Raw genomic sequence first — 13,900 nt, 5'->3', positions numbered from 1 at the left:
TAAATTAACAAGTATAATAACAAATTAAAATTTCAACTATTTTATTAAAGATATTCTTAATTTAACGTTGCTACTATTTTTTTCATACTGTATAAATATGTATTTAATGCTCCTAAACACATAAATTGTTAGCAAATTTTGATATATGATATGAAAAAATTAATTTATTATTTTGGCAGTAATGGTAGTGATGGAAACGCTAGAATGAAAAATATACTTGGTAACAAAGGTGCTGGTCTTGCCGAAATGTCCAACCTAAAACTACCTATTCCTGATGGTTTTACAATAACTACAGAGCTATGTAATTATTTTTATACCCACAATAATAACTTTCCTAAAAACTTTCAAAGCGACTTAAAAAAAGCTATCACTGAACTTGAAATAATTACCGGTAAAATTTTCGGCAGTACAAGCAATCCTTTATTGTTATCGGTGCGTTCGGGCTCTACGGTTTCAATGCCTGGAATGATGGATACTATCCTTAATCTTGGAATGAATAACGAAGTGTGTAATGCTCTTGCGGATTCCTGCGGTGATAAACGATTTGCTCTTGATAGTTACAAAAGATTTTTAGAAATGTACGGTTCAACGGTATTATCTATACCTAGTGATCTATTTGAACAAATTTACGAAAAGCACAAGATGCAAGCCGATATTCATAAAGATAGCGATATTACCGTAGAATTATTAGAAAAAATTATTGATGATTTCAAACGGTTGCATATTAAGTATACTAAGCAACTAATTAATGATCCTTATGAACAGTTAGAATCGGCAATTAAAGCGGTGCTACATTCTTGGATGAGTAATAGAGCGGTTATATATAGAAAAATCAATAATATTTCGGAGGATTGCGGTACTGCTATTAATATCCAAGCAATGGTTTTCGGTAATTTAGGTAAAACTTCAGCTACGGGAGTTGCTTTTACTAGATCACCTGCTACAGGAGAAAAAAAGCTCTTTGGAGAGTTTTTAATAAATGCTCAAGGTGAAGACATAGTATCGGGAACTAGAACACCTATGCCTATTATTGCAAATGATTCAAATTCTATGCAAGCAATGATGCCGGAAGTGTTTAAGGAGTTATCACAAATTGCACAAAAGCTTGAAGAACATTACTTAGATATGCAGGATATAGAATTCACTATAGAAAATAATAAGCTATATATTTTGCAAACACGTACTGCAAAAAGAACAGCCATCGCTGCTATTAATATTGCCGTACAAATGGTAGAAGAAAAGCTTATTTCTAAAGAACAAGCCTTAATGCGAATCGATCCGGAATCATTAAATCAATTATTACATACAAGAATTGATTACAGTAAGGGGCTTACTTCTATTGCTGAGGGGCTACCTGCTTCTCCTGGGGCTGCAACAGGTATTGCAGTATTCTCACCTTATGATGCCGAAAAATTATCTCATCATCATAAAGTAATTTTAGTACGCCATGATACTAGTCCTGAGGATATTAACGGAATGCATGTTTCTTCAGGTATTTTAACTATTAGAGGGGGAATGACTTCACATGCTGCAGTTGTGGCAAGAGGTATGGGGAAGCCTTGTGTTTGCGGTACAAGTAATTTATCTATAGATGAGAAAAAACAAATATTAACAGCAGGCGACATAGTTATTAAACAAGGTGATATTATAACGATTGATGGAGGTAGCGGTAAAATCTTCTTAGGTGAAATGCCGTTAATTCAACCTACTTTCAGTGAGGAATCAAAATTAATTTTAGATTGGGCAGACGAGATTAGTAGCTTAAAAGTTCGTGCAAATGCTGAAACAGTTAACGATGCTTTAGTATCTGTAAAGTTTGGAGCTCAAGGTATAGGTTTATGTCGTAGCGAACATATGTTTTTTGATAAAAATAAAATTCCTTTAGTAAGAGACATGATTATTGCTCCTGATATAGAACGGAGAAAGCTTGCCGTGCAGAAATTATTACCTCTGCAAACTGAGGATTTTAAAGCTTTATTCAGAGTAATGAAAGATAAACCGGTAAATATTAGATTACTTGATCCGCCGTTACATGAGTTTTTACCTACCACCGAAGAAGATAAAAAGAATTTAGCCAATAGCTTAAATCTACCTTTATCCATGATTAATCAACGTCTTCATGCTATGCATGAAGTAAATCCTATGCTCGGTCACCGTGGATGTAGACTTGGTATATGTTCGCCAGAAATTTACCAAATGCAAATTGAAGCAATTTTTACAGCTATTTTTGAGCTACATAAAAAAGAACATATAGAATGCAACTTAGAATTAATGATTCCTTTAATTAGCAATGTAGGTGAAATACAAAAGCTTAAAATGGATATTTATGCGGTAATAGAAGAATTAGAGCAACGTTATAGCTATAAGTTTTCCTTTACGCTCGGTACTATGATAGAACTACCCAGGGCAGCACTCGGCAGTAAGAAAATAGCTAAGGAAGTTGACTATTTTAGTTTTGGTACTAATGATTTAACTCAGACTACATATGGAATTTCTAGAGATGATATTGCCTCTTTTCTTCCATATTATTTAGAAGAAAAGATTTTTGAATCTGATCCATTTACTACTCTCGATGAAGAAGGAGTAGGAGAATTAATTGAAATTGCTATAAAACGCGGAAAAAGCAGTAATGCTAATTTGAAACTCGGAGCTTGCGGAGAACATGCAGGGAACCCTGCCTCTATAGAATTTTTTCATAGAATGAATTTAAACTATGTTTCTTGTTCTCCATATCGTATCCCTATAGCAAGAATCGCCGCAGCACAAGCTAAAATTAAACACGGGTGATAAAGGCGTTGTTGCAAGCGGGTATTGGATACCTATAGTGCCGGACATTTTCGTTCTATATCATTTCCGCGTGGCCTTGTTGCGTGAATCAATTTCACCTCTGTCACCCCGTGGCTTGACCACGGGATCCAGTTAAAAATACTAAAATTATTAGTATTTTTTATTGTTTTTTGGACCCCGTGGTTAAGCCACGGGGTGACACAGTGGGTTTTACCGGTTCACGCAATGACCAAAAAATTATTTACAATATTTACAAATTAATATGATCATAATACCAATATTAAGCATTTTTGGGTTTTCATCTTTTTTTGCCAAATATTTCAAAACAAAATTGACTTTCGCTATTCCCATAACAATCAGCATATTAGTACCGATTTTATATTGTTTTGCTATGTTAAAGCTATTACCGGCTACAACATATATATATTATTTCATCGGTATATTTTTAGCTTGCATGTCATTCCTGCATTTTATAGGCGTTGTTGTAGGGGGTGGCTCCGCTCCTTTCATCCCGCGACTTGATCGCGGGATCCAGTTAAAAATGTTTAGTATTTTTAAGTTATATTTTTGGATACCGTGGTCAAGCCACGGTATGACACCGCACGCATTTCTTGATCTACGCAATAATACCTCCTTCATGTCATTTCTGTGGAAGCAGGAATCTAGAAAAAATATAATTGAAATCATTGTATTTACTTTATTGATTCTTTTGTTTTTTCTTTATACCAGAGATGCATCGCTGCATTCTTATGATGATTTCTCACATTGGGGAATATTTACTAAAGAATTATTATATTTCGGTGTTTTTGAAAATCAGTCTTCGTTAACTTCCATTATTACTACTCATGCCCATTATCCAAGAGGAGCTGCCGTTTATCATTATTTTATGCTGCTACTTTCAGGTTATTCGGACGGTAACGTATTATTTGCTCATTTCTTATTACATTTAGCATTTCTAGCTCCTTTAGCTGCAAATAAGAAATTGTGGCAAACCGGAATGTTGTTTTCACTTTTACTTTGCGGCGTAGTATTATATACGACCGGAATTCGTTCAATATATAACGATAGTACTATTGGCTTAATGTTCGGAGCTATTTTTGCAATTTATATCCTTGCGGAAGACAAGAAAAAAGCATTATTGCTTATTTTACCTATTACGATATTACTTGCCTCTTTCCGAGAAATTGGAACATGGCTTGCTAGTTTTGCTTCGATAATTCTTATAGCTCATTATACAATTTTTTATAAAAAGCCTAAGAAATCAAGTGATTATATTACGTATCTGATTTTACTTACTTTACCTATTTTGTGTAATTTTATTTGGATGAGTTATTTTAAAAACACCCATGATTTTTTTGACAGATGCGAACATAGTTTTAGCAATTTAGTATATATTGCTGAAAATTTTAATGAACAGCATAGATCATTATTACTAAATTACGGTAAATTTCTCTTGTTATTCTTATTAAAAGAAGGAAGTTTAGTTGTATATACTATTTGTATAGCTGCATGGTACGGAATTCGTAAATATAAACCGGATTTGCTGAAAGAATATAAATTTTTCCTGATAAGTACGTTTGCGTGTTTTATAATTTTTGCTTTGTGGCGGTTATATTTATATTTCTTTAACTTTAGTTATGAAGAGGCAATTAGAGGGGCATCGTTACTTAGATATCTTGGCTGTTATGTTATAGCTATCGGAATGATTGCAGCTTCGTATGTTAAAAATAGTATTTTCTTACACAAGCAAAGTAATAAAGAGTTATTTATATGCTTTCTGCTTCTTGCTGTTTCTACGTTTTCCGTAGTAAAAAATATACTAAGAATCAAACACTTAAACTTAGAACAAAAGAATTTTATCCAGCAAACAATAGAAGTGAAAAAGCTATTGGAGCAAGGCAATAAAATTGAATTTAACTTTAGCGGTAAGAAAGATAATTTACAATGTTATATATTAAATTATAATCTAGTACCGTATTTAGGTAAGAAATCCTTACAAGAATGCATAAAAGCTCCTAAAGAAGCGATTATAGAAACAAAGGAAGAAGCGGTATACGCTCCTTTTAAATAGAGTTGAGGATTTGTTGCACAGCTCCTATGTCATTCCTGTGTGGCCTTGTTGTGTAGATATTACCCAATCATTGCCAGCAGTTGTAGTACTTGCGTGGCAATCTCATAAAATAATAACAGACTTCTGAGATTGCTTCATCAATTGCTATGCAATTTCCGTAGCTCAGATTGGACAGCTGATTCACGCAACAACATCACGCGAGAATAACATAAAACCAATATAGATTTTAACAATTATGGATATAAAATATAATTTAGCTGCCGCTTACCGAATAATGGCGTATTTATCGCTGGATGATCATACTTATACGCATCTATCCGCAAGACCTAAAAATGCCGTTTTTTACTATATTTATCCTTTTGGACTAAGATTTGAAGAAGTAACTACAGAGAATCTTTTAAAAGTTAGTTTAGACGGACAAATTTTAGAAGGAGAAGAATATCAATATAATAAAACCGGTTACTTTATTCATGGTAGTATTTATAAAACACGCCCTGATATTTCTCTATTTTTCATTATCATACTCCTGCAGCTATTGCCGTTTCTGCTTTAAAATGCGGGCTTTTACCGATCAGTCAATGGGCATTACATTTTTACGACAGAATATCATATCATAATTATAATTCTCTAGTACTAGATGCCGACAAACAGAGTAGTAGACTTGTTACTGACCTTAAACAGAATTATGTGATGTTACTTCGTAATCACGGTGCTATTACCTGCGGAAAAACTATTCATGAAGCTATGTTTTATACTTACCATTTAGAACAAGCTTGTAAAACGCAATGCCTACTAAATTCTACAAAAGAACAAGAGCTTATAATCCCTTCCGTAGAAATATGTAAGCAGACGGTAAAAGACTTATTATCGTTTGAAGAAGATTTAGGCAAACGTGACTGGGCAGCTTGGCTACGACTTGTGAAGATGTGATCACAATACTACGACCCAAGCGGCTTTACTTGCTTGTTTTAAGGATTTATCAAGTGTTGCTATTGGTAACCCACAGCGTAATACTAGCTCTAAATACTAGCATCATAAAGTGTTAATCCATATTGTACGGCTAAATCCATTGTCTCAAACCATATATGTTCCAATGTTATTTGATCAATTTTGATGTAAAGATCCTTTAAATTTGATGTAAAGATCCTTTAAAGTATAAATTGCTTGGTGACGTTGATTTGCAGTAAGACGTTTTGCACGCTCTGCACATAATAATACATTTCCAATCTCAAGCCCCCAAATAGCAGGGACAATTGCTCCTTCTGTTATGGTTTTATCTAGTATATCCAAGCTTGCTACTTCATCAGGCATAAGCCATGATAAAGTAATTGAAGAATCTAAAACAAAAGAGACCATTTTTTACTTCTTACCCTCATGTAGTATGTGAGGATACGAGTCTAGGCTTGATGTATAAATTACCTCTAGAAGCGCAGTTTGAGACAATGTCTAATGCCTACAACCGCTATCGTGAATATGTGGAGGATGGAGTTTTATATGCTTTAGCATCTTTTTAAGTAGTGTATCACGCTTAAGTTTTGATGAATAATCTAAGAAAGTTTTGCCGTTTAAATAATCTATTTCATGCTGAATTACAGTTGCTAAAAAGCCTTCTGCTGCTAGTTCTTGCTTATTACCGTTATAATCAAGATATTTTAGCTTGATTGCTTTTGATCGTGTAATAGATGCTTCAATGCCTGGAAACGATAAAGAATCCTAAATAAAAGTTTGTGTTTCTTCTGAAAAATAAGTTATGTCCGGATTAATAAAAACTATAGGCGATGATTTATTATTTTCATGTAGGTCAACTACCGCTATACGCTTTAATATTCCTACCATATTAGCACCCAAGCCCACTGCCCTTTCTATATGTAAATTCTGAAGCATTGTATCGACAATAGTACGAATATTGTCATCAACAATGTCTATATATTCTGCTTGTTTTTTAAAAATATCGTTTGGTGCATAAACTATTTGATAGTAAGGTTTATCTTGATTCATTAATATACTCCGATAAATGAAGAGTGATTTTTGCATTGCTAAATAAAGATAGATATCGTTATTGCGAGCGAGCATTGTTGCGTAGACCGGTTTTCCCGTCATTACAAGGAAATTACAAAGTAATTGATGAAGCAATCCAGTAAAAAATTCTAATTTACAGAATTTTTTAATTATTTTCTAGATTGCCACGCAGCCTACGGCTGCTCACAATGATGACTCAGTGTCCATGCAACAACGCCTCCTTGCAATGGTGTAGCTTTTTCAAACCATCAATATTTATTTAGCAATGCCATTATTTCATTACGATAGCTGATAATATATTCTGATTATAAGGTTCTTGCAAATGATATGAGCGTCTTTTACTTGGATATTTTAACGGATTTGTGTAAGTATCTTCAGCAATATTTTTTATATCTTTGACGCCTGCTTCTTTAAGTTTTAACTCTACAAAAGCCGGTAAATCAAACATATAATGATTTTCTTTTATAGAGTTTATAAAAAACTGTTTATTGTTAATATCCTTACTTAAGAAAGCTTTATAATATTCATCATCAACTTCATATGAACTTTGAGCTATGGCAGGACCTATCACTGCTATTAAATTCTTTGCTCCTTTTTCTGTTATTTTAGTAACTATATTACTAATAATATTATTTATACTTCCTTTCCAACCTGCATGTGCCGCTCCGATTATTTTACCGTCGCCGCTTGCAAGTAATACCGGTACACAATCTGCTGATTGTACCGCTAATACTAAATTTTTCTTAGTTGTAATGCTGCCATCTGCTTCAGGTACGGCAATTATGGACTCGTCAGCATTAACAATTTGATTGCCATGTACTTGGTTTAAAATTAAAATATCTTGTGCTTTAAAATAAGTAGTAATAGATTTTTTGTTTTCAACTATTTCTGTTTCATTTATAGAGTTATTTTTTTTTATATATCTATGACTAGAATTATTGAATGTTTTATCAAAAATTTTATAATAAACTGATCCGTTTATTAATCCTTCCATGAAAATATCCCATATTAATTATAATAGTTTTATTAATACTTTATCCGGTCGTTTACAAAAAAATAAACAGCTAGAAAAAATAATAGCACAATTTCATCAAGACTATAACCTAATCCCTATTATTGGCGTAGAAATAGAGTTTTATTTAAGCCACAATATTGATATAGCTAAATTTGAAATACTTTCAAGAAAATACTTAGCTAGATTTAAAATTGCTAAAATAAAAAAAGAAAAAGGCAATAACCAATTTGAAATAGATCTCCCCCCTTCTGTAAACTTAATACAATATATAAAAAATATATTAGAGGTTAAAACTATTTTAAAAAAAATGGCACAGCAGTTAAACGGTTATATAGATTTTTCGCCTAAGCCGTTTTTGGATGATTATGGTAATAGTATGCATTTTCATATTAATTTTCATTCCGAGTTCAATGATTATTATATAATTTTAGCAGCACAAGGGCTATGTCACTATATGTTAGACACCCTACTCGCTTTTATGCCTACTACTCTAGATTATTCACGGATAAATAAAAAATTTATGGCTCCTACGCATATATCGTACGGTGGAAATAATAGAAGCGTAGCCGTACGAACTCCAAATGCTTTTCCCAAACGTTTAGAACATCGCTTATCTTCCCCCGAAACCGATCCATATATAGCAATTTTTACTATTTTAAAGTCAATATTGTTGGCTTTGAAATCTCCAAGTTCGCTCCAAACAATAGAAAAAATTTACGGAAATGCTTTCGATCCACAATATAATTTAACTCCATTACCGACATCATCTCAGGCGAGCTTTATGTTATTTAAACCGGATTTTTTTAAATAATTTGTATTTTGTTCACAAAACCTAAAAACTAAACAATAATTGTTTTTTACAACTAAAATAAAGATTGATATAAAATATTAAATATAAAACTGCCGAAAATTGTTTCAATTCAGTATTTTATTTTTCTGATGAAGTGCTTTAAGCTGCACTTCACTCTATATTTTCATAATTTTTCATTAGATAATTAAATTCCGCACCATAGATAAATATCATATTTATAATATAAAAGAATATTAATGTAACTATTATACTACCAAGTGAACCATACATTAGATTTAATTGATTATAGTAGACTATATAAGTTGAAAGCAAATAGCCGCTTATTATCCATAATATCACAGTTAATAAAGCCCCTGGAAATACATCAATAAAATTTAGTTTTACATTAGGTAATATATAATACAAAGATGAGGCACCTAAAAATAATAAAATTAAAATTAAAAAATATCTTATAAAATTTAAAATGATCTTATATTTTTCAATGGTCTCTAATATTATCGGAATTTTTGTAAATAATATTGGAATCACCACTAAAAGAAACATAGTAAAGGTAATCAAGGCACTAATTATAAGAAACTGTATAATACTAAGTAATCTTCTTCTTATATAAGGGGGTGGAGATTTTATTTGATATACACGATTTAAAATAGTCCTTAAACATTCTACAAAAGAAGAAGCAGTCCAAATACTGCCTACTATGGCAAGATTCATTAAACTTTGAGGAGGAGCACTTAGTAATTCGCGTATTCTTTTTTCTATTGATTCCATTGCTTGTTCTGGAAGACTCTCTAGAAAAATTTGTATAAAATTTTGACCAAGTTCTGAAGCTCCTAAAAAGCTTGTTAAAGCTAATAAGAATACTAGGAAAGGGAAAATAGATAAAAGTATCATGAATGACATATATCCCGAATGTTCAACGCCATCATCTTCTATTGTTCTAAATAAGGCTACGTAAAGACAATTACAAATTTTTCTCATTATAAAAGCTAAGTTGTTATTATTAATTTTATATTTAATCTTAAATAAGTTCGCTGTAAATAATTAATTTATAATTAAAATGAAACTATACTTTATCCTTGATTTGAAATATTAATATAGAAATGAAATTTTTTCCTTGCATTAATTTTATATTTTTCTATAATGCACCAAAAATTTTTTATAAATTGTTAATTTATGCTTCAGTAAATAAGTTTTTAAAACATAAGGTATTCATATTTTACAAATAATTTTAAAGTTCTTATGATATTTTTATTTGATAAGAAATAATTTTATTCTATTAATAATTATTTACCAAATGATTACAAAAAACTTAAAAAATGTTATTTTGTAGTTGCTTATAATATTAATTTATGGTATCATTTCTACTTACACTTGGATAAGTTTAACGGTATTAAATTATTAATAACCACATGTTTTATAATAATATAGGATAATATCATTTTTGTTCAAAGAAAATTTTTAAATATAGATATAATTAGTAACCAAGGAGAGGATAATGGGTAGAAAAAACGATATTATACAAAAAATCGATAGTTTTATCGGCAAGAAAATTTATTCTTTAAGACTCGCTAAGGGGTTGTCTCGTCAACAACTGGCTGAAGTAATTGATGTTACGCATCAACAATTACAAAAATATGAAAAAGCAATTAATAGAATTTCTGTAGGAAGGTTAGTACTAATTGCAGAAGCTTTAGATAGGAATATTGATTATTTCTTTGAAGGTTTAGAAGAAGCTAATAAACCGCAGCCCGTACATACTCAACATCAACGTATGTGTATTGAAGTTTCAAGAAATTTTATGAAAATTAATAGCACAGAAGAACAACAAGCCGTTAATAATTTAGTAAAATGTTTAGCTGGAAAGAAAAACTAAAAACTAATGCATAACGGCAAGCTGCCATCCTGATTACGTTGTGATATAATTTATGTCATCCTCGCAGAAGCGGGAATAACATTGCTTGCCTTGATAATATACAGAATACAAATCTTGATCAGCGTTGTGGAGGGGAAGACTCTCTTTTAATAGGTGTTGATTTATTTAAATTTTCCGACTGAATGATATCTCTTGCATTCATTAATGCTCCCATAATTTTTATATTCCCTTTGATATTAACTCTATCTCTTCCTACTACCATTTTAGCTTTTTCAATATCTGGATTATCTTTACTTATAGGTTTTAATTGAGACTTTCCTGATACTACCCTTACATCTTCCGTTTTAACACTAGGGTTTTCAATTGCTTCTGCTCGTTTTTGTTCTTGTAATAACTTATCTATAGTTTGTAAACGTACCTCTTTAGATAAAGTTTTATCATCAATTAAATTAGTTTTAATGAAACTTTGCTGTTCTGCAGTAGAAGATTTAGTACCAAATGCCTTTACCAGCTCATCTACTTTTTTTATTGATTCCTCTTTTTTTTCTTCAAGAGTTTTAAGGTTACCATTTGGAGAAAGCATAGCACGAAAATTATTGACTTTCTCAACTGCAAGCTTAGAGATATTATTTAATATACTAGAAGTTTCTTGTACAATTCTTGCTTCTGCCGACACTACCGGTTCTTTAGATTTTTCTAATGCTTCTATAACAGGATTAACAGCGTTAATTACTTCTCGAGCTTTGTTATATATATCATCGTGAGGCTTGTGTTCTTCTATATTCTGTCCTTTTAACCCTTCAGTTAAATTTTGAGTGTCTCTATCTAAAGCTGTCTCACTCGCTGCATCTTTAGCTTTTTTAAGTGCCTCTTTCTCAGAGTCATTAATATTACTATTATCGATCCCGCTAGAAACTGCCTTAGTTATTTCAGGACCTCCTTTGCCTTCATAAATACCGTCTACTAACCCTTTAGTCATTAGCTCTCTATCAGGTAAAGTGGTCTGACTTTCTGCAATACCTTTTTCCGCTGATGCCATAATAAGTGCTTTATTAGGTAAGGATAAAGAGGTATCACTATGAGTAGCTATAGTCTCGCCTACCCCTTTAACAATCGTTGCTTTGTCTTGAGCTTCAAGCGAGCTTCCTGCAACTGTGTTAGTAATTTCTTGAATTATTTCGCCTTTGACTACTGCTGTAGCCGGACCATCTAAAACATTAGATATAATGGCTTGTATGTTTGTTGTTTTTAATTCAGTATTACTTAGAGGATCAAACAAAATATCATTTACTTTTTTTATTGTATCTTTTTTAGTTTGTTCTGCCATAATCTTATCTAAATGCTGCTGCATCAATTGTTGTTGTGCCGGACTGAGAACTTGGGCTTCTACACCTTTCTTTAATACAGAACCTAATAATTTTTGTTTTTCCGCATTGCTTAATTCAGAGACATTAACCTTATCACCTACTGCTATAAGCATTACAGTAGAAAGGTTACTTTTTATTACAACATCCTTAATACCGTCAATTGCTGCAGCTCTACTTGCATCATCTTTAAGACTTAAACCGACATCTACTGCCTTGTCTAACACCTGCTGTTTTTGCTTCGGCTCAAGATTCTCTGAATTTAAAACGATAGCTACTGTAGCTTCAAGCATTTTTGATTTTTCTAGGTCTGGGGTATTCTGATCATTTTTTATGGTTTCTAATACTGCATTGACTCCAGCTACTTTTGCATCCGGTTTGAGGTTTTTATTATTGACCGTATTTTCAGCGAAAGCAATGATATTAGCCTGCTTTTCAGCAATATCACTTTTCTCATTATTAAGAATTACCGTGGCTGCTTCTTTAATTAAATCAATTTGTTGGTTGCTATCAATTTCTTTTGTTAAACCTGCATTTACATAATTTAATAAATATTGCATGCTGCCTGATAAAGCCGTAGCTGCATTAAGAAGATTTGGATTCACGTGTTGCGACTGTGGCATTTGTGAAGTCTCAGGTTGCAGTGGTTGGTTAGTAGGAGTAATTGGTGGTACTTGTTGTTTATACTGAGGTGGTTCAACCGATGAACTTGTTGTTTGCTGTGGAGTTATTAGCGGTTGTTCCTTACTTTGTCCTTGTCCTATTATAATATCTTCAGCTTGCGATAAATCAACGCTCTGCCCTTGGTTCAGTTCCACCTCCTTCATCATTTCTTTATATTTACCGCGTGTTACCGCAAGTGTATAAATTTCTCCACCATGCTCTATATAAGCTATTGCGTCATCTCCGGTTCCGGCAAATTTTAAAGGTTTTGGTGAGCTTATTTCTTTAAGTTGAGGCTTACCGTTTGGTCCTTCTTCGTAGTGGGCAGTGAAATATACGGCTTTATCTTTGGAGGGCTTTGTGCCATCAGCTTTTAATGCTACCATCGATAAATGCATTGACCCATCGGCTTGATCAAGTTTTATAGGAAAATCTATTTCCCTATATGAGCTGATCTGAACCTGAGTACCGTCTTGTTTAGCTAAAGTAAAAGGCTTAGTTTTAACAGTTGTTTCATTTAAGGTACAGAGTTCATCACCTGCATCATTTTTAACTACTGTTGCTCTAAGATCGCTTGCACTTACGTGATTTTCCCACTGTACCGGTTTAAATCCACCAGGGTATCCACTAGCGGCGCTAAATGTATTATGCACATTTTTATAGCCGGCTATTTCTATTGATTCTAATTTCTTTTTAAGCTCAGGCTTTTCTAAAGCCTTATCAATAAATTCTCTATTAGCCGGATTACCGAAAAAAGTACTTAATGTTTTATCTTTTTCTTTTTCTTCTTCTATTTCTTTTCTTTTTTGTTCAGCTAAATCACGGTCTGTAAGGGCTGCCAGGTCTTTTAATATTTGTTCTATTAAATTATCTTTTTGCGGTTGTATAATTGTTTCTCTTACAGCCTTGGTTATTGGGTCTGATGTCTGACTGTCAGGAGAGATATTGCCCGATAAAGCACTCATTGAAGGGGTAGATTGAGCAGAAGATTCAGAAGTAACGATAAAACCATCGTCAGCTTCTAGTTCTGGGGTTGTAGTTTGAGATAAAAATTCTTTTTGCTCTTGTTCTAATGTTTGCTTTTGTTCTTCTGTATATTCCTTATTTGCTAAAGGATCAAATTCACTTGTATCTAGGTTACCGTCTTTACTCATAAAACCTCTCATTTAACCAAAAATTAATTAGCATAAACTGTAAGTGATGCGTAGTCAAGTCGATGTTGTTATATTGATCTTTACCCTCTTATGTCATTCCCGCGTAGGCGGGTATCCAGTCACTAAAAAGTCTAAGCACACTA

General features: G+C 32.4%; 10 protein-coding genes and 3 pseudogenes. 6 read left to right on the top strand and 7 right to left on the bottom strand.

Going from position 1 to position 13,900, the window contains the following annotated elements:
- Positions 1-150: 150 nt before the first annotated feature.
- The gene (gene ppdK, locus BTU51_RS03910; RefSeq protein ID WP_012150864.1) at positions 151-2,787 is read left to right on the top strand and encodes a pyruvate, phosphate dikinase; all 2,637 of its coding nucleotides are present in this window, start codon (positions 151-153) and stop codon (positions 2,785-2,787) included.
- A gap of 237 nt (positions 2,788-3,024) precedes the next feature.
- Here ppdK and BTU51_RS09970 read toward each other — a convergent pair whose 3' ends face one another.
- Positions 3,025-3,150 (bottom strand): hypothetical protein, encoded by a 126-nt coding sequence (locus BTU51_RS09970; RefSeq protein WP_012150863.1) that lies wholly within the window; start codon positions 3,148-3,150, stop codon positions 3,025-3,027.
- Between the two features lie 28 nt (positions 3,151-3,178).
- Here BTU51_RS09970 and BTU51_RS03890 point away from each other — a divergent pair, with 28 nt between their 5' ends.
- The gene (locus BTU51_RS03890) at positions 3,179-4,858 is read left to right on the top strand and encodes a hypothetical protein (RefSeq protein ID WP_012150862.1); all 1,680 of its coding nucleotides are present in this window, start codon (positions 3,179-3,181) and stop codon (positions 4,856-4,858) included.
- A gap of 235 nt (positions 4,859-5,093) precedes the next feature.
- Positions 5,094-5,788: pseudogene (locus tag BTU51_RS03885) on the top strand (class II aldolase/adducin family protein).
- Between the two features lie 174 nt (positions 5,789-5,962).
- On the opposite strand, the gene BTU51_RS09245 reads toward BTU51_RS03885, so the two are convergent.
- Positions 5,963-6,214 (bottom strand): type II toxin-antitoxin system VapC family toxin, encoded by a 252-nt coding sequence (locus BTU51_RS09245; protein ID WP_014362477.1) that lies wholly within the window; start codon positions 6,212-6,214, stop codon positions 5,963-5,965.
- On the opposite strand from BTU51_RS09245, the gene BTU51_RS10170 reads away from it, so the two are divergent.
- Positions 6,187-6,372 (top strand): hypothetical protein, encoded by a 186-nt coding sequence (locus tag BTU51_RS10170; RefSeq protein WP_012262403.1) that lies wholly within the window; start codon positions 6,187-6,189, stop codon positions 6,370-6,372. The two genes, BTU51_RS09245 and BTU51_RS10170, sit on opposite strands and share 28 nt — an antisense overlap.
- Here the strand turns inward: BTU51_RS10170 and def are convergent.
- From def to pgeF, 3 genes and pseudogenes are all read right to left on the bottom strand, one after another.
- Positions 6,305-6,856 (bottom strand): annotated as a pseudogene (gene def / locus BTU51_RS08190) (peptide deformylase). The gene BTU51_RS10170 and the pseudogene def overlap by 68 nt on opposite strands.
- Positions 6,857-6,964: 108 nt before the next feature.
- Positions 6,965-7,047 (bottom strand): annotated as a pseudogene (locus tag BTU51_RS09965) (lytic transglycosylase domain-containing protein); the annotation flags it as partial.
- Positions 7,048-7,148: 101 nt separating this feature from the next.
- Positions 7,149-7,871, bottom strand: a complete 723-nt coding sequence (pgeF, locus tag BTU51_RS03860; RefSeq protein ID WP_012150859.1) for a peptidoglycan editing factor PgeF — start codon at positions 7,869-7,871, stop codon at positions 7,149-7,151.
- On the opposite strand from pgeF, the gene BTU51_RS03855 reads away from it, so the two are divergent.
- Positions 7,870-8,703, top strand: coding sequence for a type I glutamate--ammonia ligase (locus BTU51_RS03855; RefSeq protein WP_012150858.1), 834 nt, complete (start codon positions 7,870-7,872; stop codon positions 8,701-8,703). The genes pgeF and BTU51_RS03855 overlap by 2 nt on opposite strands.
- Before the next feature lie 150 nt (positions 8,704-8,853).
- Here the strand turns inward: BTU51_RS03855 and BTU51_RS03850 are convergent, their stop codons facing one another.
- A complete protein-coding gene (locus tag BTU51_RS03850) occupies positions 8,854-9,681 on the bottom strand; it encodes a YihY/virulence factor BrkB family protein (protein WP_012150857.1) in 828 nt (275 codons plus the stop codon).
- A gap of 517 nt (positions 9,682-10,198) precedes the next feature.
- Here BTU51_RS03850 and BTU51_RS03845 point away from each other — a divergent pair.
- Positions 10,199-10,576, top strand: a complete 378-nt coding sequence (locus BTU51_RS03845; RefSeq protein WP_010977292.1) for a helix-turn-helix domain-containing protein — start codon at positions 10,199-10,201, stop codon at positions 10,574-10,576.
- 118 nt (positions 10,577-10,694) lie between these two features.
- On the opposite strand, the gene BTU51_RS03840 is transcribed toward BTU51_RS03845, so the two are convergent.
- On the bottom strand, positions 10,695-13,757 hold the full coding sequence (locus BTU51_RS03840) for a Sca4 family spreading effector (RefSeq protein ID WP_012150856.1): 3,063 nt from the start codon (positions 13,755-13,757) through the stop codon (positions 10,695-10,697).
- Positions 13,758-13,900 lie beyond the last annotated feature (143 nt).

It is taken from the genome of Rickettsia rickettsii, assembly GCF_001951015.1.
Lineage (GTDB): Bacteria > Pseudomonadota > Alphaproteobacteria > Rickettsiales > Rickettsiaceae > Rickettsia > Rickettsia rickettsii.
Note: the sequence above shows the minus strand (reverse complement) of the source record. Positions and strands in the feature narration are given on the sequence as shown.